The organism is Priestia sp. TSO9 (assembly GCF_021029645.1).
Taxonomy (GTDB): domain Bacteria; phylum Bacillota; class Bacilli; order Bacillales; family Bacillaceae_H; genus Priestia; species Priestia megaterium_E.
In genome coordinates this window covers 818426-836481 of record NZ_JAJEKD010000013.1, presented here as the reverse complement: position 1 = coordinate 836481, position 18056 = coordinate 818426, and the positions used below count along the sequence as shown (strand labels likewise).

General features: G+C 35.2%; 20 protein-coding genes and 1 pseudogene. 8 read left to right on the top strand and 13 right to left on the bottom strand.

Translation table 11 applies throughout. From position 1 onward, the window contains the following. The first annotated feature begins 49 nt into the window (after window positions 1-49). The 4 genes from LJC66_RS12410 (at window position 50) to mbcS (ending at window position 5514) form a co-directional block, all read left to right on the top strand. A complete protein-coding gene (locus LJC66_RS12410) occupies window positions 50-868 on the top strand; it encodes a TetR family transcriptional regulator (RefSeq protein ID WP_195696982.1) in 819 nt (272 codons plus the stop codon). Between the two features lie 51 nt (window positions 869-919). Further along, window positions 920-1600 carry an immunity protein Imm33 domain-containing protein gene (locus LJC66_RS12405; RefSeq protein WP_226701255.1) on the top strand — a complete coding sequence of 227 codons (681 nt, stop codon included), beginning with the start codon at window positions 920-922 and terminating at the stop codon, window positions 1598-1600. A gap of 1478 nt (window positions 1601-3078) precedes the next feature. Further along, a complete protein-coding gene (locus LJC66_RS12400) occupies window positions 3079-3777 on the top strand; it encodes a hypothetical protein (RefSeq protein WP_230932660.1) in 699 nt (232 codons plus the stop codon). Window positions 3778-3933: 156 nt separating this feature from the next. After that, window positions 3934-5514 carry an acyl-CoA synthetase MbcS gene (gene mbcS, locus LJC66_RS12395; protein ID WP_195696984.1) on the top strand — a complete coding sequence of 527 codons (1581 nt, stop codon included), beginning with the start codon at window positions 3934-3936 and terminating at the stop codon, window positions 5512-5514. A gap of 42 nt (window positions 5515-5556) precedes the next feature. Here the strand turns inward: mbcS and LJC66_RS12390 are convergent, their stop codons facing one another. Beyond that, window positions 5557-6519: a VanW family protein gene (locus tag LJC66_RS12390; protein WP_230932659.1), complete on the bottom strand. Its 963-nt coding sequence runs from the start codon at window positions 6517-6519 to the stop codon at window positions 5557-5559. A gap of 400 nt (window positions 6520-6919) precedes the next feature. On the opposite strand from LJC66_RS12390, the gene LJC66_RS12385 reads away from it, so the two are divergent. After that, window positions 6920-7378 carry a MarR family winged helix-turn-helix transcriptional regulator gene (locus LJC66_RS12385; RefSeq protein WP_195696986.1) on the top strand — a complete coding sequence of 153 codons (459 nt, stop codon included), beginning with the start codon at window positions 6920-6922 and terminating at the stop codon, window positions 7376-7378. A gap of 34 nt (window positions 7379-7412) precedes the next feature. On the opposite strand, the gene LJC66_RS12380 is transcribed toward LJC66_RS12385, so the two are convergent. Further along, window positions 7413-8924 (bottom strand): class I adenylate-forming enzyme family protein, encoded by a 1512-nt coding sequence (locus tag LJC66_RS12380; RefSeq protein WP_230932658.1) that lies wholly within the window; start codon window positions 8922-8924, stop codon window positions 7413-7415. 411 nt (window positions 8925-9335) lie between these two features. On the opposite strand from LJC66_RS12380, the gene LJC66_RS12375 reads away from it, so the two are divergent. Next, entirely contained in the window at window positions 9336-9980 is a 645-nt protein-coding gene (locus tag LJC66_RS12375; RefSeq protein ID WP_014459986.1) for an SDR family oxidoreductase, read from the top strand. A gap of 34 nt (window positions 9981-10014) precedes the next feature. On the opposite strand, the gene LJC66_RS12370 is transcribed toward LJC66_RS12375, so the two are convergent. The 11 genes from LJC66_RS12370 to LJC66_RS27750 all read right to left on the bottom strand — a co-directional run bounded on the left by LJC66_RS12370 (window position 10015) and on the right by LJC66_RS27750 (window position 16667). Further along, window positions 10015-10635: an NUDIX hydrolase gene (locus tag LJC66_RS12370; RefSeq protein WP_230932657.1), complete on the bottom strand. Its 621-nt coding sequence runs from the start codon at window positions 10633-10635 to the stop codon at window positions 10015-10017. Window positions 10636-10811: 176 nt separating this feature from the next. After that, window positions 10812-11087, bottom strand: coding sequence for a hypothetical protein (locus tag LJC66_RS12365; RefSeq protein ID WP_014459988.1), 276 nt, complete (start codon window positions 11085-11087; stop codon window positions 10812-10814). A 195-nt stretch (window positions 11088-11282) separates the two neighbouring features. Next, window positions 11283-11708: a 3-hydroxyacyl-ACP dehydratase FabZ gene (gene fabZ, locus LJC66_RS12360; RefSeq protein ID WP_116741061.1), complete on the bottom strand. Its 426-nt coding sequence runs from the start codon at window positions 11706-11708 to the stop codon at window positions 11283-11285. An 18-nt stretch (window positions 11709-11726) separates the two neighbouring features. Beyond that, a complete protein-coding gene (locus LJC66_RS12355; RefSeq protein WP_230932656.1) occupies window positions 11727-12533 on the bottom strand; it encodes a cobalamin-binding protein in 807 nt (268 codons plus the stop codon). Window positions 12534-12633: 100 nt separating this feature from the next. Continuing rightward, window positions 12634-12912 carry a hypothetical protein gene (locus LJC66_RS12350; protein WP_230932655.1) on the bottom strand — a complete coding sequence of 93 codons (279 nt, stop codon included), beginning with the start codon at window positions 12910-12912 and terminating at the stop codon, window positions 12634-12636. A 15-nt stretch (window positions 12913-12927) separates the two neighbouring features. Next, window positions 12928-13113, bottom strand: a complete 186-nt coding sequence (locus LJC66_RS12345; RefSeq protein ID WP_013083262.1) for a hypothetical protein — start codon at window positions 13111-13113, stop codon at window positions 12928-12930. Window positions 13114-13246: 133 nt separating this feature from the next. Then, window positions 13247-13462: a DUF378 domain-containing protein gene (locus LJC66_RS12340; protein WP_013057146.1), complete on the bottom strand. Its 216-nt coding sequence runs from the start codon at window positions 13460-13462 to the stop codon at window positions 13247-13249. Window positions 13463-13598: 136 nt separating this feature from the next. Then, window positions 13599-14072 carry a DinB family protein gene (locus LJC66_RS12335; protein ID WP_098249668.1) on the bottom strand — a complete coding sequence of 158 codons (474 nt, stop codon included), beginning with the start codon at window positions 14070-14072 and terminating at the stop codon, window positions 13599-13601. Between the two features lie 431 nt (window positions 14073-14503). After that, window positions 14504-15319 (bottom strand): protein-glutamine gamma-glutamyltransferase, encoded by an 816-nt coding sequence (locus tag LJC66_RS12330; RefSeq protein WP_013057144.1) that lies wholly within the window; start codon window positions 15317-15319, stop codon window positions 14504-14506. Between the two features lie 128 nt (window positions 15320-15447). Beyond that, the gene (locus LJC66_RS12325) at window positions 15448-15777 is read right to left on the bottom strand and encodes a hypothetical protein (protein WP_230932654.1); all 330 of its coding nucleotides are present in this window, start codon (window positions 15775-15777) and stop codon (window positions 15448-15450) included. Between the two features lie 764 nt (window positions 15778-16541). Beyond that, window positions 16542-16667 carry a hypothetical protein gene (locus LJC66_RS27750; RefSeq protein WP_014459997.1) on the bottom strand — a complete coding sequence of 42 codons (126 nt, stop codon included), beginning with the start codon at window positions 16665-16667 and terminating at the stop codon, window positions 16542-16544. A 233-nt stretch (window positions 16668-16900) separates the two neighbouring features. On the opposite strand from LJC66_RS27750, the gene LJC66_RS12320 reads away from it, so the two are divergent. Both LJC66_RS12320 and LJC66_RS28035 read left to right on the top strand, forming a co-directional pair. Beyond that, on the top strand, window positions 16901-17380 hold the full coding sequence (locus LJC66_RS12320; RefSeq protein WP_195693807.1) for a GyrI-like domain-containing protein: 480 nt from the start codon (window positions 16901-16903) through the stop codon (window positions 17378-17380). A gap of 169 nt (window positions 17381-17549) precedes the next feature. Beyond that, a pseudogene (locus tag LJC66_RS28035) lies at window positions 17550-18049 on the top strand (1-acyl-sn-glycerol-3-phosphate acyltransferase). Window positions 18050-18056: the final 7 nt, after the last annotated feature.

The window sequence follows — 18056 nt, the reverse complement described above, 5'->3', positions numbered from 1 at the left end:
ATCTTAAAGTTTGTTTTCCGCTTTCTTATAATATAAGGGGTGACTAGCTTTGAAGATTGTAGAGACGACTATTTTTACCATCGAACCTGATGATAATTGTTTAAATATCATTAATGCAGATTACAAAGATGAATATGGACTGGTCTTAGTTCAAAAACGCCATAATAAATTCGAACTGTCTGTAAACGGTACTACACTTTATCCACGTTTAAAAATAAACTATCCTTTTGTCAGATGGATTGATCATAAGCATTTTTTGATAATGAATCCCAGAACCAAGGGAGAAAAGCACAATTTGTTTATTATGAATATTGAGGGAGAAGTCATGCGGTCATTCTATTGTGGAAATGCTGTACAAGACATAGCTGTTAGTAAAGAAGGAATATGGTGCAGCTATTTTGACGAAGGCGTTTTTGGTGAAGGGATATCGACAGAAGGGTTAGTATTATTTGATCATACAGGTTTACCAACTTTTCAATATCACTCTTATTTACCAGATGCTCCGTCCATTGAAGATTGTTATGCAATTTGCAGAGGTGAAAATACAACACTTTGGTTATATCCATATACAGATTTTGAGTTAATTCAAGTAAATCCCGAGAAAAATTCCTTCATTGTATATCAAACTCCTGAAACGTTACATGGATCACAAGCTATAAGTATTAGAGGAAAATATAGTTATTTTTACAGCCCATACAACAAGGGGGGAACTTTATACAGTTGGAAACCAGGAGAGAGCAGTGTTAAAAAAATAGGTAAGTTAAGCGGAACCCTTAGAGGGCTAGATGCAAGGCAAAATGCTCATTTTATAGGGATTGAGGAAAAGAACATAAAAGTTTACACCATCTTGAACCCGAAAGAGTATTAAAACATAAATAAAGTATTTTAAATTATATAAATCAAAGAGGTAATGTATTGTATGAAAAATTGGTTCAAAAAATATTCTAACAATAAAAAAATTGAGGATAATACACCTTGGCAATTAGATAATGTTTACAAAAGAAATAAAGAATCTCCTTATACATTTTACAAGCCAAGCAAAGCGGTGACGGATAAATTAAAAGCGGGAGACCTAGTGAAGTTAATTTTCTTTAGTGATTCAGATCAAGCTGGTTACAAAGGAGAAAGAATGTGGGTGGAAATTACGGATAGAAACAAAGAGAACTTTGTTGGAAAGCTTGATAATGAACCTTATCATTTAAAGAGCTTAAAACTTGGTCAAACCCTGCATTTCGATACTGAACATATTTGTGATACTGAATATGAAGACGATGATGCTGCAAAGATGGACTATTACTTTGATACCCTCGTAACAGTTAGCAATGATGTTTTAGAAAGAAACGAGTTTAATTTTTTGTTAAAAGATAAACCAAACGAACCGAATGATTCAGGATGGGTTATCTTTAGCGGACACGAAGAAGATGAGTTCAACAGTAATCCAGATAATTTTCAAATTGTAGCTCTAGGAGTCGTTTTAAATGTTGATGACTCAATTTTAGCTTTTATAAATGAATCACCGCTATGTGCTTACGAAAGAAATGAGTTTGGGCAATTTGATAAAATTCATGACTACGATTGGGAAACATACCTTAGTGAGTGAAGCCTTGAAACTAGTAACTTGAAAAGTTTGTATGACAAGCGGATGGAGGGGAAGAAGTTGTTCTTTTTCCTTTTTTTCGCTTCTACATTAGATCAACTACTATCACACTGATTCATAGCTACTTTAAACTTGGGATGCAAAATTGTAAAGTTCTAGGATAAATCATAAGGCATTACTTAATTACATATAAAATGATACGTACTGGCGTACTCAGGCGATTGTGATTAAGCGAGCGGTCATTTTAACCATTTCTAAGATATAATCTATAGCTTGTACATATTTCAAACTCATTTGACTTTAAAAGCATACTTCAGTCGATTTTTAAGAGTTCTGTTTACAGCCCCAAATTAAAATCATGAGAGCAAAATCAGCTAAACCTACACACTTTAAAGAAAAAGCAAAAGGTGATAGACATTCCAACGTTCTAAGAGCAAGGGAGACTCTAACGATTTTATTTCTTTTTCTAGTTTACATAATATATATTCTAGGAACCAATAGATAAAATACGAATTCTGTCTCATTATAAAAGTATACTTATGATAGTGAGACAGAATTTAAAAATGAGATAGGGTTTGCGTTTATATGATTAAACTCACTAAACTACTTATCATCAAGATTTGTTCAATTAGAACAAATCTTGATATGATTTTATAGAATGCATATTGATTTCACCAGATTGTTTCTGGGTTTAATCAGTTCGACTTATATTTTATAGATTTTGAAAAATGAATGAGTTTATTTGTAGGATTTAGATTTTACACTCATTTATTTTTTTCTCATCGTATTCTCAATGAACTCTTTGCAAAACGATGAAATCTGTTTGTGTTTGATATCTTAAGGATTTATTTGCTACTGAACGTATATTTTTCATTCAGTACATATGTTTGCATTAAATGGATTTTTATTCATTGTCAAAAGTAAAAACCTCGTATTTTCTGCAATAAAATACATCAGTTAGTATTTTTATTCTATAAAATTCTGTATTAAAATCACAACAAACCCCTTTCCTATCAGCTTTTTAGTGATTTTAGTTGTAGTTTCCTTTTTCATCGGGTATAATATTAAATAAATAGATGACGGTATAAATTGGATGTCATTATCCAGTTTTAAAGGAGCGATACTCATGAACATTACAATTTATTATGGAAATCATGAAGATAAAACAATTCATACAATGGATTGTCACGTAGATATCGATTTAGATGACGAAGATATGGTAGCTTTAACAGAAGCTCGTTAATGAATATATAAAAGGCTGTGGATGCTTTTCATCTGCAGCCTTTTATTTTTTTGCTCTCCCCCTTCTTCTTTAACTTCTACTAACCGCTACGTTTTACAAATCTTAGTTACTTTTATTATAAAATTTCAAATTCTCCGTTAACTTCTCTTTACTTTTCGACACATTTTTTGTATCATTAAATAAGAACGTATGTTCGTTTTATTTTTATCGTATTGATGATCACAAGGAGTGTTTTTGAATGACGGTACGAAAAAGAAAAAGAAAGAAGCTCCCTCCTACCCTATCTAACACTGGCTTTATTGGAGCAACGTTTGCTGATACAGATGAATTAGCACGCAATGAATATCACTTCCCTCGTAAGCAAATGAAAATTACCCATCATGTCTTAGATGCCTTGCTTCAAGGGGCAACGCACTTATTTCAACAGCATAAAGTTGAAGCCGCTATCTCATGCGTGTATTTACCTAAATACAAAAAGATTGGTTTGGTTCTTTCTAAGCAGCCTTTTGGTCACGATGAAGGCATTGGATACTTTATTAATTATTTAAAAGAAATCGGACATATTGAGTGGGATGAAAAGACGAAAGACTACGAAATACATAATACGAGTTTTATCGGCGTGGTATTTGCAGACCTAGAAAAAATTGCTAAGTTCACTTTTGATTTTGAGCTGGAATTGCTGTCAAAGTTCGTCAAAGACTTAATTATTCCCGCTAAAGAGCTGTTCTTGCAGCATAATGTAAAAGCGTATCTCTCAGGCGTTGAAAATGAAGATCAGCATAAAGTAGGGTTTGTTTTATCCATCAAGCCTTATGATGAACGTAAGGAAGCAGACTTATATTTTGTGGAGTATTTAAAAGAACGTGGTTTATACGAAGAGGACGAGTCTGAAGAAGAGCTAGTACCTATTCATACAAAATGGAGCTTATTTAAATAACATACGTTATACCCGCTGTCTTAATAAGATAAGCGGGTCTTTTTTTGCTTTTTTACTAAAACCTAAAACAAATTAGTAGCAAGTACTAATAGTTAGTAATATAATAATAATAATGATAAAAAATCATTGATATCTATAATATAAGGAGTCGTTTTTATGATTCAACTAAAAGATTTAGTTCCAAGTGAACATTACAACTTAACAGAGGAAATTGAAAAACATGCATCGGATCAGCTTGCGCTAAAGTGGCAGGACGCTGACGGTGTGCGTGAGGAAATTACATATAACGAACTTTTAGCAAAAGCAAATAAGGTGGCAAACGGGTTAACGGAGCTAGGATTAACAAAAGGCGATCATGTTTTGGTTATTGCACCTCGCCTTATTGAATCGTATGCTATTTACTTAGCATGCTTAAAAGCAGGTATTATTGTAATTCCTTCTTCAGAACTATTACGCGCAAAAGATATCCTATATCGTTTACATCACGCTGAAGCAAAAGCGATTATTTCTTACCATCCTTTCTGCAATGAGATCGATAAGATTGAAAACTTCCCTACTTCTCTACAACATAAAATTACGTTTGGTGCTGATGTTACGTCATGGACGCGCTTAGAGTCACTTACGGCGGATGCATCAGAACAGTTCCAAGCAGCTAAAACAACTAAGGATGATACGGCATTCCTTCCTTATACATCTGGTACAACAGGACAGCCAAAAGGCGTTGTTCATACTCATGGATGGGCTTATGCTCACCTTCGTATCGCTGCTGCTGAATGGCTAGATATTAAAAAAGGCGATACTGTCTGGGCAACAGCAGGTCCTGGTTGGCAAAAATGGATTTGGACTCCGTTTTTATCTGTACTTGGACAAGGTGCAACAGGCGTTATCTATAACGGACGTTTTGAACCTAAAAAGTTTTTAGAAATTTTACAGGATGAAAAAGTCAACGTACTGTGCTGCACGCCAACAGAGTACCGCTTTATGGCTAAAATTGATGAGCTTGAACGCTTTGACCTGTCTCACCTTCATAGTGCTGTATCTGCCGGTGAACCGCTAAATGAAGAAGTCATTAATGTGTTTAAAAAATATTTTAATATCCAAGTACGTGATGGATACGGTCAAACGGAGAATACTCTTTTAATCGGTACATTAAAAGGTGTAAAAACAAAGATTGGTTCAATGGGTAAACCGATGCTTGAAGGATTTGTAGAAATCATTAATGAAGACGGCGAACCTTGTGAGCCTGGAGAAGTTGGAGACATTGCCGTTCGTAGAGACCTCCCTTCTCTTTTCAAACATTATTATAAAGATATAGAGCGCACTGAGAAAACGTATAAAGGAAACTACTATTTAACAGGTGACCGCGCTTCTAAAGATGAAGAGAACTATTACTGGTTCCAAGGACGCGGAGATGATATCATTATCAGTTCCGGCTATACAATTGGGCCATTTGAAGTTGAAGATGCATTAATTAAGCATCCAGCGGTGAAAGAATGTGCCGTTATAGCTAGCCCGGATGCTGATCGCGGCCATGTTGTAAAAGCATATGTTGTTCTTGTCGATCATGTAAAAACAACAGACGCAGGGTTTATTAAAGAGCTTCAAAATCACGTAAAGACTTTAACTGCACCTTACAAGTATCCTCGCGTAATTGAATTTATTGATGAATTGCCAAAAACTAATTCAGGTAAAATTCGACGTGTGGAGCTTCGTGAACGCGAGCAACAAAAAGCATAATAAATAAAAAAAGACGTATCTGTTAGGATACGTCTTTTTTTATTAGATGGAACGCTGTGAAGTACGAACATCTACCGTTAAAACACCGGTATTTACGTTTGCGTACGCTTTAATGATGACAGGATAATCTTTGTTGTTTGTGAACTTAAAATCAGGTCCGCCCCACGATACGGTTGCATCTCTTCCTGCAGGTACATAACCTACATGTTTTGAATGGTGAGACCTAGCTGTCACTTGAAGACCAGCGCCGTCAATCGCATTAAATAGCGTAGAAGATGTTTGACAGATCCCTCCGCCAATTCCCATCACCAGCTGTTTATTGATAATTTCAGGAGCAGGCTGATAGCCTCTTTCTGCTGTGCGCTCCCCAACTGTTTGATTATAAGAAAATGAATCTCCTGGTCCTAACACAACGTTGTTAATTGCTTCTGCGGATAGCTGAACATTTCTGTTTCTGCTTGTATCACTTGGACGGAAACGTGTAGAATACGAAGCTAGCGATACATCAGCGATCCCTTTAGCAGATGCTGCTGTGACATTTGGAGCGGTTTCGTAAATCGGAACCTTTACATCCAATTGTTTCGTATTTAAGTTCTGCAGATTTTCAACAAGTTCTGCTTCTTTTAAGATGATTTGCTTGGACCCGCCAGTCAACGATCCATTTTCATCTATTTTTATGTTTTGCATAGGTGTATCGATCCCTTTTGCCAGCTCAGACGCTAACTGTTTAATTTCTTGGTCGTATACGTCTTTATCCTTGTAATGAACCGGCTTGAATTCTTTCATTACTTCTCCTGTACGGGAATCTTTTAACTGATACGTCAGTTCTTCGACTTTAAGGATTGGCTTTTTCTTTTTCTCAGCCTTTTTTTCTGGTTTTTTAGCCGCTTGTTTTTGTTCTATCGCAGCTGTTTGCTTTGCAGAATGATTGGTATACATGCCGTACGCAATAAACGCACTAACAATTGTCGCGCCAAGCAAAAGCGCCCCTAAGACTTTCTTCATGTAATTGAATCCCCCCATATCTCGGCTTTACCTCAATATGTTTTTTCTATAAAAATATGTATACATTCATTTTATACAAACATCTTAGAAAAGACGATATGTCAAAGTGAATAATCACCATTTTTTATATTTTTTTCTTTGTTCAACACATGAGGTAAAGCGGAATGATGTTCATAGACCCCATTTTTTCTTATGAACTCAATAGAAAACAAATGTTGTATGCGTTTCCTGTTATTACTATTCTTATATATAATAGCACGAAAACAAGGATTTTTTAACGAATTATGGTAATTATTTTAAAATTTTTCTGACAATTTTCGCGGTGTTGTTCATTTTTCTATGGGCCTTATACATGGTATAATGGTGAAAATGGAATTTGTTTTATAAGGAGGATTTACGCTTGACTGAACGTTATAGCAAAGAAGAGATTAGTCATCAGCTAGAAAGTATAGATCATGTAAAAGAAGCTCTTTTAAAATATAAAAACACCGTAATCGGTGAGAAATATGATTTGCTTCCCTACCATTTAACTTCAACAAAAGAGGCAATCTTAAAGACCGTTCACGATAAAAAAAGCTGTATTGTTAGCGATATCACAAAAGTACTTGGGCTCTCACCTGGTGCTATCACCATTGTATTAAATCAATTAGAAGATGATGAGCTTGTGAATCGTATTTATAAAAAGCAAAACCGCCGAAGCGTGTGGGTGGAGTTGACGGAAAAAGGCGAAAAAGTTGTCGAAATATTGCAAGCTACTCGTGTCGATTTTTGGTCAGATTTACTTTCACACTTATCAGAAGAAGAAAGAGATCAATACTTTCACATTATGAAAAAAATATCTCAAAAATTACAGCAATAAATATAAAAAAGCGGCTATAACGGCCGCTTTTTTATTATGCGTGTGCTAAGGCTTGTTTTTTCACTTCGTTTTTCAACACTTTTCCTACGCTGTTTTTAGGAAGTGATGAAACAAATACAACAGTTGGCACTTTATATGGTGCTAATCGTTCTTTACAGAAGTTCACTACATCTTCTTCAGTTAAAGCGGATGCTTCTTGTTTAACAACAAATGCATATGGAACTTCTCCGTACACATCATCAGGCATGCCGACAACTGTCGCTTCTAACACACCATCTGCTGCTAGGACAACTTCTTCTACTTGATCTGGGTAGATGTTGTCTCCTCCATATACAATTACATCTTTATAGCGTCCTTCAATGTAGAGAAATCCGTCTTCATCTAATCGACCTGCATCGCCCATCGCTAACCAGCCATCTTGTAAGACAGCGTTTGTTGCTTCTTCGTTTTGCCAGTAGCCTTTAAATAGATAAGGGCTTCGTACAAGTACTTCACCCTTTTCTCCAGTTGAAACTTCTTGACGTGTTTCGGGATCTACAATTTTAACTTCCACATGTGGAGCAGGTTTTCCAGCAGAGCTTACCTTCTTCCATCCCATTTGAGGATGCCATGAACTGATAATCCAAGCTTCTGTGCTTCCGTACCCTTGAGCTAAAATCATTCCATTACGATCATATTGTTCAATTAAAGACTCTGATACTTTTGTTCCGCCTGACACAGCAAGTTTTAGAGGGAAATCATAGTGATCTCCTTTTTCAAGCTCTTCTACGATGTATTTTAATGCTGGTGGTAGTGCAAACAGCATTTTAATGTTTTCTTTTTCGATTACCTCAATTACTTTAGCTGGATCTGTTTCTTCAGAACATACCATTGTGTTTCCTGTGTTAATGCACATAAATAAAATGCTCATCGAACTCATGTGGAAGAATGGATGAACAAATAAATAGCGCATGCTTTTATCAATATTTGCACGTTCTTCCTGTCCACCAGAGTTTAAAAAGGCACTTACCGATCCGTGTGCAATCATACATCCTTTTGATTTACCTGTTGTACCTGATGTAAACATCATTAATGCTAAATCTTCAGGAAGTACTTCAGGAAGTGCTTCTGGTGTGTTTGTGTTATACGCTGAGAATTGGGTTGTAAATTCTTTTGCATCCTCAATTTTTAACGTAAAGCTAAGTCCAGCCGTTTGTTCCGCTTTTTCTAATACAGACGTAAATTCATTATGGTGGATAATCGCTTTTAACTGTCCGCTTGTAATAATGCTATCAAGCTCATAAGGTGTCATGCTCTTACTTAATGGAACAACGACTGCTCCCACTTGTAAAATCCCCATTGTAACAACTGGGTAAGCAATGCTTGTATGAGCTAAAATACCAATACGATCTCCTTTTTGAATTCCTTTCTCTAAGAAGTAATGAGACAATTGATTTACTTTTTCATGAAATTCATTAAATGTATAACGTTCATTATGTTCAACTAGTGCTTCATGTTGAGGAGAAATCTCTGCACGTTCTGCGACTAAGTATTGTAATGTGTTCATTTTATCCTCTCCTTTGTCCGCTTGGACTAAATATTTCGTTCGTGAATATTTTAATGACTAAAACATAATAACAAAAAATTTTTCCGAAGTAAAAGTTTAAAATTATCAAAATGTGTTTATATAGGTTGTATCGGGAAATGTTAAAAGAGATACTGTTTTTAAGAAATGTTGTATTACCAAGGGTTTGATAAAATTTTACAAAATTTAAATAGTTCAGACACTGGGTTTAACGAACTATTTTTTTCCTTTTTTTGTTTGTAAATTAGTTTTTATTTCTTGTTTTTCATTTTTTTAATATATTTTCTTACTTTCCCCTTATTCACCGGATTTTGAGCTCATTTATTGAATGAAAACGGTGAATATGAAACAATAATATATAAGTATTTGGATTTGAAAGGAGCAAATTTAGACATGAAAGTTCTTGTAATTGGTGCGAATGGTCAAGTAGGTAAACATATTGTAAACATTTTGAATGAAAGTGATGTGCACACTGTACGTGCGATGGTTCGTAAAGAAGAACAAGCAAAAGAACTTGAAGCAAGAGGTATCGAAACGGCTTTTGCAAGCTTAGAAGGCACTGTACATGAAATTAAGGAAGTGATGAAAGGCTGTGACGCCGTTATCTTTAGCGCAGGATCAGGCGGAAATACAGGCCATGATAAGACACTTTTAATTGATTTAGACGGTGCGGTAAAAGCGATGGAAGCCGCAGAAGATCTAGGTATTAAACGATTTGTGATGGTAAGCGCACTTCAAGCACATCACCGTGAAAATTGGAATACTTCACTAATTCCTTACTATGTAGCCAAACATTATGCAGATAAAATCTTAGAAGCAAGCGGATTAACATATACAATTGTTCGACCAGGCGGATTGTTAAATGAACCAGGAACAGGACGTGTAGATGCTGGGGAGAACAAAGAGCGCGGATCAATTCCTCGCGAAGATGTAGCGCGTGTTGTAGTAGAAACGTTAAGTGAAGATCATACATTTGGACGTTCTTTTGATTTAGTTTCAGGCGATACGCCTATCACAGAGGCTATTCAATCTATTTAATATAAAAAAAGCAGCGAATACCATTCGCTGCTTTTTATTTATCATTTAGTACATGTATTAAATGATAAATCACTTTTGCTGTCAGTCCCCATATGACTCGATCTTCATAGTAATAAAAATGTTCTTCCATCTCTCTTGTTTGCCAATTATAATTTTCGCCACCAATAATCGCGTCATAAGGAAAATTATGTTCGGGTTCTACTCTGAAATGGATATTGTGTATATCAGGTTCGGTACGCTGAAAAAAAGAAAGAGGCACGGTAAATACTTCTGCTACTTCCGAAGGATTCGGTCGAAGTTCAAGCGACTCATCAATGAAACCTACATAAGGATAAATGATTGTTCCGAATTGAGAAACAATATAATCTAAAGCTTGTACTTGCTGAATAGATTGGAGCGTAATCCCTAACTCTTCAGAGGTTTCGCGGATAGCCGTTTCTTTTTCATCTGCATCCGTCTTTTCAACACGCCCTCCTGGAAAACAAATTTCTCCGGGCTGCCTACGTAAATCGAACGCTCTTACTTCAAATAAAACATGCAGTTTTCCTTGTTTTTCAATAAGCGGAACAAGAATGCCGAAGCGGGAGAACTGCTCCATCCCAAGGATTGTCGGCATCCGGTTTTCTAACTTAGCTATAATGCGGGATGCATCCATACGTCCACTTCCTTTCACAAAATGAATTATCAAAAGAATAGCGAGTTATAAGCTGCGATGTCAACTAACCTGCAAAAGAAAGCTGTTATCTTTATTATATGAAGAGATGTATTGAATTGACACTACAATTGATAAAAATATATAACATGAATATAAATAAAAACAGATAGCACCGGCTACCTGTCTTTTTGTCTTGTTTTTAACAACCCATAAATAAGTAAAAAGAATGCAACCACACTGATAAGCAATCCTCCTACTTGCTTATCAGTGAGTCCAAAACGAAGCTGAAGCCAAAAGATAACCAAGCAAATCAAAATGACGCTGGTAGCTAAATAAAAGTAAATGCTGTAGAAAAACGGATTCGTTCTTTTCCGTTTGTAGACAAGTAGTGAGATACCTATATACGTACCTAAAAGTGTGAGTAATACAACAACTTCCGTTAATGTTCTCACTGCATTCTCCCCTCTCCCTTTTTTCTTCTATACCCCGTTTCTTCTTTTATCAAAAGGTAAAAAGGTATTCATAAAAAACCGCTCTTACGACATAAGGCGGCTTTCTCGATACGCTTTATCTTGAATTATTTGCTTTTTTACATTGGTCGTTTTCCTGTTGCTAACATCAGCTGTTTTTTTACAAAGGCGTTTGTACTATACATCAAGAGCAAAGGTAATGACCGCTTCACAAGCTAATTCCCTGCCTACAAATGCTTTTCCTTTTCCTTTTACAATCTTTCCGCGCTGCTTAAGAATCTCAAATTCTAAGCGAAGTGTATCTCCTGGCCTTACTTGACGCTTAAAGCGGCATTCATCTATCCCTGCCAAAAAAGCAAGTCTTCCTTTTGGTTGGTCATCCGCAGCCATAGCAAATCCACCAAGCTGAGCAAGAGCCTCGACAATAAGTACCCCTGGCATCACCATATAGTCCGGAAAGTGACCTTGGAAAAAAGGTTCATTTGCTGTTACTTGTTTAATTCCTACAGCAAGCTTTCCTTCTTCTTGCTCTAAGATGCGATCAACAAGTAAAAAAGGATAGCGGTGTTGAATGGTATGTTTTATTTGTTTTATATCTTTCATATGTATCGCTCCTTTTTCTTATAATAAGGGGTCCTTGCCGTCAAATGCAGGAAACGTATCTGGATGAAGAAGAGGCGCGAGTTTTTTTAATCCTAACAGCAACCGAGGTGAAGGACGACAATACAGCCATTCTTCTAGTACATGTACGCGATGTTCTTTAATGGCACACATGTCAGACCAGTTGGGTCTTTTATGTAAAATAGTCGGATTTACTTTGTTTGTCTGCACTCCTACCCAAGCCAGACAAATATGTTGTGGATTTCGTTTGAACACTTCTTCCCAATTACTCTGTACATTTGCTTCTTTATGATCAGCAAATATATTTTCTCCTCCCGCTAACTCACTAATTTCAGTCAGCCAGTTTGCTTTGCCAGGAGTAAAGATAGGTTTTGGCCACCATTCCCAGTATACAGTGGCTTTTTCATCAATTTGATTTGCAATCCCTTTATATGTAGAAAGAAACTGATCATAACGCTTTAACAGTTCAGCTGCTTTTGATTCAATGTTTAATCGCTGACCTAAATCCTGTAGATTGTGACGGATATCTTCTAGCGAATTAGGATTATATACGACATAAGGAAGCTTTCGTTTTTTAAGTTCTTCAATATTTCGCTCCATTCCAGGAACGCTTAGTGATGCTAGGACTAAATCGGGTTTAGCTTCTTCCACCGCATCCATATTAATAGATAAATCGGGACCTAAACGCGGCAGACCTTGAATAGACTGCGGCCAATCGGAATAATCATCAATTGCTACGAGCAAATGCTCACATTTTAAATACGCTATTAGTTCTGTATTGCTTGGACAAAGCGAAACAATTCGCATAGTTCCCCTCCTGCATTCATTTCTTTTTTTCTATTATACAATAGATCCAAATATAAAAAGCAGAGACTTTCACTGAAGTCCCTGCTTGTGGTGCTCTCTCTTATCCGCCCATCGCGTGATAAAAGAAGTAAAAGAAACCTAAACAGCCAAGTGAACTAATGCTTGTAGTTAAAATGCCGATTGAAAGCAACGCCTGTCCGTCTTTTTTTCGTTTATATCGCAGCATATAATAAAAAGCTAAACAGGTGCCAAGAAGTAAATAAATAGCCCATATGTAAGGTAGATTCTGTAGCTGAAAGATGTATCCTTGATTAAATAATAAACAGTAAATAAAAAAAAGATTTACGATAAAAAATATAGGAAGTACACTTTTCTTCATCTATTAAACCCTCTTCTATTCTTTATTTTCTGCTATAGTTGCTCTGTTTTGATTTCTCAGCTCATCCCGTATTTCACGTAAATATTGATTTCTCTCTTTCATTCGCTTTAACACTATAACGATAACAGCTATAATACCAGCAATGATTCCTATATAAAGAACTCCAAACACTAAGATAGGTACTACACCCCAAAGCTCCATCTCATCCCTCCTTTTTTTGGGTTATTACCTTATTTTACCGTATTTTGTAAGGATGTCACGTCTTTTATCCATGAAAAAGGGAGTTTGAATATACATTCAAACTCCCTAAAGAGATAATAAAAAATAATATTTATTATAGCGCTTTGCTTTTGACACTCGCTCCCGTTCCGAAGAACTTATCAAAAATTTGATAAAGAGCAGACAGACCAACTAACCAATAAATCGTTGTTACTAACCAATCCCAAGAGCCAAATAGCTCTTCTACTACATTCACGCCTAATGCTACAGCTAACCAATTTAAACCGCCTAAAATCACAAGAAGAGTCGTTAAACCTGAAAGAAATTTCACGTTGTCACCTCCTTGCGAACTGCATTAGGAAAAGCAGCTCATGTTACATCTTATGCGCTGTGTAGATCAGTATATGCATAGGCGCTATGTAAAATAGTTATAAAGAATATGTGATTTATTCTTTTTTATTTCCTTATTATTGTGCAGCTGCAGCTTTCCCAATTTGCTTAATCGTTTCTACATGCATCGCTTCATGATAGAAGCTGAATAAAAACGTTTCGCCAACTGTTGTAAAGTTGATACCCGCTTTATTTGTAAAAGGTGTGATTAACTGCTTATCAAACTGCTGAGGCATGAACTCTTTAATACGATGTGCTTGATCTTTCAACACATTCGCAATTTCTTCAAGAGAAGGAGCAGCCTCCGTCCAATCGGCAGGTTTTGTTCCTGCGCCGAAAAAGCTTTCATAACTCTCTGGCGTTTGCATCGGTTCACCAGCTAAGCCAAACACAAGTTTTTCTTGAATAAAGGCAATGTGTCCGAGATTCCAGCGGATATTGTTATTGAATCCTTTTGGTGTGATGTCCGCTGCCTCTTCTGTTGTTTTTTCGAGGATACTAATCGTAATCCCTCTTACAACGTCCATATGTTTTAAAATCATGTTTTCCATCGTCTAATCTCTCCTTACGTTGTCGTATTAGATAAACTATTCAATGTCTATTGTGCACAAATTAATCTTTAAATGCCACTCATAACATTTAAACCTTAAAATAAAAGAAAATTCAAAAGAAAATCCCCCTATATAAAAACTAGGGGGATGTTTTAAGCAGAAGACTTTAAATTTGAGACAGGTCCTTTGTTTGGCTTCGGTTTTAGCTGACCAAGCTTATTTTTCAGATAATCTTTTAATGCGCCGCGTTTTCTCTTGCGTCTTTTATCACGATTTTTAATAGTAATCTCCTCCTTTCCTTTTAGTTTTAAGACCTGCGTATTAAATGGATTCTGCTTTTATACATAAAATCCTTTTGAATTCTCAAATTTACCTTCATGTAATTCTTTCCTTTTTACAAAAAAAGATCAAAGTATCAAAACTTTGATCAATCAAGCTACATACGTAATCGACCCAATAGTGGAAATAATAGCGCTGTTTCTGTCGTACCAAACAACGGGTTCGTATCTAACTGCAAAATAACTGAGGTGAGCGGTGTGAAGTCTGACAATTTCATCTGACAGGTAAGCAGATTGCTTTGCGTCATCTTTTCTCTTTAAATTTAACACTTCAATAATTCTTTCCCGCGTCGTAATTCCAATCCCATGACCAAAATATAGAGTTTCATCTAATACAATGGTGTTTTCACCTTTCCACTGGGGAGTATCAGGATTATAATCAGGGTTCTTAAAATAAGCACAGTCTCCGGGCAAGTAGTCAGATCCTTTATAACCATGGAGCTCAAGATCCTCATCGTATTGCCAATCGTGTAAATAAAGATCAGCAAAAAGCCTGTTAAAGTTTGCTTTTCCAATATTATTTAATACAGCTTTGTAAAAGATGATGATAACAGCCGTCGCGCATTCAAACGCGTATTCGTGTCCGTTGTAAAAAATATCATCGATGGCCTGATGAGGAGAAACGGTAGGCAGTAGTTGAAACCCTCCGTTATCGGTTCGTTTCCAATACTTTTCGTTACACCTAGAACGTGCAAATGTGGCAAACCTGGCGCCGCTTTTGCGCAGCAACACAGATGATTCAATAATTTGTAATTTAACAGATACATCAAAATCAAGCTGGTCAAATGTAGCATACTCATACACTTCCCTATAGGCATCCATCTGTTTTAAAATGTCTGCTTTTTCTTTTGTTAACGAACTATTATTTAAATCGCTTATTTTCACAATTTGTTGATTAACTTTAATCATAGACGTTCTCTCCTTTACAGAAAATGATATCAATCACCTTCTCTAACAGGATATTGATAAAAAAATATTTTGTGTATCTTCATTTAGTTAAAATCATGAAGATTAGAAAAAACGATAAAAAAAGTAAGTTAACCGCTAATCTTTTCATTTGTTCCTTTTTGTCCTTTTGTAACCTTTTTAAATATAAAGCGAGCACACAACACGTACAGTGGTAACACAAGAATGACGGCAATAACATTTAAAACCCAAGGTATTGTCCCCATAAAAACATTTGAAGATGCTTTATCATACCAACTCACAATCAGTAGTAAAAAGACCACGCTGGATATAAAAGTACTTATATATCCCTTCTTATAGTTGGTACTTCTCACAGCAATAACAAAGCCAATTACCAAGGAAATGCCTGCTGCAATTAAGACAAAAATCAAAAATAAGTTTGCTACCTTTTGAACGTCCATTACTTCCCTCTTTCTTATAAAATTTTCACTCCAGAATCTTCGTTACGTCACTTATAAAAAAAGTAAATTTAAGTACTTTGAACTCCCTAAAACAATTAACGCCCTTTTCTAGATACAATTCCTACAGTTAAAATTAAAGTCATACCTACAACATATAGTGCTATAAAAGTATAAAGTGATTTTATGTAGCCAGCTGGATAAAGCGTAGCGCTCATTATTAATAAAATTCCTAATATGTTTAATAACTTTGTTTTTTTAATTTTTGTTTCAACCTCTTCCTTTCTATCTCAATATCCCTTTGACTTATATAAAATCTGGAAGCTGAAATTTCTTGGCAATCCACTTGGTAAATGCTTATACTTCTTTTCTTAGGTCTTAATATAAATTCGTAGATAGACCAATAAGTTAAAGGAAACAAAACGATAACAAGAAACCCGTTTTCAGCTGATATATATTTTTAGATTAATAGCATAATATTTAATGTTTTTTTGTACGGTCGTGTAAATAAAAGCTTAAATTAAAGGAACTTAACTTCTTACCAAGCTTTTTAAATAAAATTATAAAGGCTGTAAAAGTTATCAGTGCACCTATAGCGATCCAGGCATTTAAAATATTTAGCCAAATACATATACCCATTATTAAGATAAGCAATAATACATTAACAACAATAGGAATCTTCTTACGAGTATCGATGGCTGTGTAAAATAGACTAAAAACAAAGAAAATTATTATAAGTCCTAGAGTTATGTTGATGCTGATCTTCATCACTCCTCATTCTTATATGTACTTATTTTATTTACATTTACAACTACATTTGGGCCCTTTAAAAGAAATAAACAGACTAAACCGATAACGCCTACAAGTACTGAAGCAAACCCATACTTATTCACTACTCCCCCCCCTTTATTAAATGACTTTACCCCTACCATACTCTATTTGATTAAAATTGTAAATTTATAGATTAATTGTATTTTAATTTCCTTATCATAAGTCTTATTTATATACATACTTGGTTAAACAGTATGTTTTTTGTTACTAAGATGTTAGCAAGAAAGGTTAAGTTTAAAAATCTCATCTCTTTTATAATTGGTATGTAGTCTATATTAAAAAGGTGGGATTTACCGTGGAATTTAAAGAGGTTATAAAAGAAGATTTTGTAATGGTTGGATTTAGCGGCGCCGGTAAGTGGACTAAGGAGGTTGTATACCCTATTCCTGAACTTTGGGATAAAGCATACAAGTCTTTCTTAACTAAAAACCTAAAACAAATTATCGGTGTATGTTTGCCGCCAAGGAGTGATCATTATTTCTATACGTGTGGAATTGAAATATCTTCTGTACTCTATAGTGAAATTGGAGAAGGAACGACTGTACATACTTTCCCTGCGCAAAGATATGTCGTTTTCAAGCACACTGGTCCTGCTACAATGATTCCTAATACATACGGCAAGCTATGGGATACATTTGATTCAAATGGCTATAAAATAAAACCAGGAGCTCCTGAAATTGAAATAGTAAATAGTGATATGGCTGGACAAGAACAATCTCCATTATATGAAATGAAAATATGGATTCCTGTAGAAAGCTCTTTAAACGCTAAATAAGTAAAGTAAGTCTTTAATATCATTATTTTGGAGCGGAACACATAATAACCTAATTTGTTATGTCAACGTAAAAAAGAGCATCAATGGATGCTCTTTTTTTATTAGATGTATTTATTATGGAAAGATGAACGTAATAAATAAGCAAAAACTGCCCAATGATTAACCTTTCATTATAGTTTGCATACATAAAAGTTGGATTGATGTGGTGTGTTTGGGCATAGCTTTATATCCCCTACCTGTACACTTTATGGCAAAAAAAGAGTTGTTTCAAACAAAGCTAATTAAAAGGCTACTAGAAAATTTGAATGCATTTCCTGTAGATAGAAAAAATCCAGGTCCTAGCGTCTTAAAAATACCTATAAAATTACTTAGACAAAACAAAATAGTGGGATTTTTCCAAGTGGGACAAGAGCCTCAGAGGAGAAAGAATTAAAAAATGGGGCAATTCATATTGCTTCAAAGGCAAATGTACCAATTATACCTGCAGTTTATATTGGGCCCTCTTCTATAAAAGACTTATTAGGGAGAAAGAAAAGAACAATTATAACAGGAGACCGCATTAAAATTCCTAAATTGCATATTGACAAAAAGGCTATTATAAAGACAGCAAATGAATTGATTTCAAATTCGTTTGAAAAGTTAATACAAATAAAAAGCAATAATATATAAATACATT

Bases quoted from the DNA above. Each gene is read 5' to 3' on its own strand.
- LJC66_RS12405 (WP_226701255.1), top strand. From the start codon at position 920: ATGAAAAATTGGTTCAAAAAATATTCTAACAATAAAAAAATTGAGGAT.
- LJC66_RS12345 (WP_013083262.1), bottom strand. From the start codon at position 13,113: ATGGAGCTTTGGGGTGTAGTACCTATCTTAGTGTTTGGAGTTCTTTAT.
- LJC66_RS12325 (WP_230932654.1), bottom strand. From the start codon at position 15,777: ATGGACGTTCAAAAGGTAGCAAACTTATTTTTGATTTTTGTCTTAATT.
- LJC66_RS12335 (WP_098249668.1), bottom strand. From the start codon at position 14,072: ATGGAAAACATGATTTTAAAACATATGGACGTTGTAAGAGGGATTACG.
- mbcS (WP_195696984.1), top strand. From the start codon at position 3,934: ATGATTCAACTAAAAGATTTAGTTCCAAGTGAACATTACAACTTAACA.
- LJC66_RS12390 (WP_230932659.1), bottom strand. From the start codon at position 6,519: ATGAAGAAAGTCTTAGGGGCGCTTTTGCTTGGCGCGACAATTGTTAGT.
- LJC66_RS12350 (WP_230932655.1), bottom strand. From the start codon at position 12,912: ATGAAGAAAAGTGTACTTCCTATATTTTTTATCGTAAATCTTTTTTTT.
- LJC66_RS12330 (WP_013057144.1), bottom strand. From the start codon at position 15,319: ATGATTAAAGTTAATCAACAAATTGTGAAAATAAGCGATTTAAATAAT.
- LJC66_RS12380 (WP_230932658.1), bottom strand. From the start codon at position 8,924: ATGAACACATTACAATACTTAGTCGCAGAACGTGCAGAGATTTCTCCT.
- fabZ (WP_116741061.1), bottom strand. From the start codon at position 11,708: ATGAAAGATATAAAACAAATAAAACATACCATTCAACACCGCTATCCT.
- LJC66_RS12355 (WP_230932656.1), bottom strand. From the start codon at position 12,533: ATGCGAATTGTTTCGCTTTGTCCAAGCAATACAGAACTAATAGCGTAT.
- LJC66_RS12400 (WP_230932660.1), top strand. From the start codon at position 3,079: ATGACGGTACGAAAAAGAAAAAGAAAGAAGCTCCCTCCTACCCTATCT.
- LJC66_RS12375 (WP_014459986.1), top strand. From the start codon at position 9,336: ATGAAAGTTCTTGTAATTGGTGCGAATGGTCAAGTAGGTAAACATATT.
- LJC66_RS12370 (WP_230932657.1), bottom strand. From the start codon at position 10,635: ATGGATGCATCCCGCATTATAGCTAAGTTAGAAAACCGGATGCCGACA.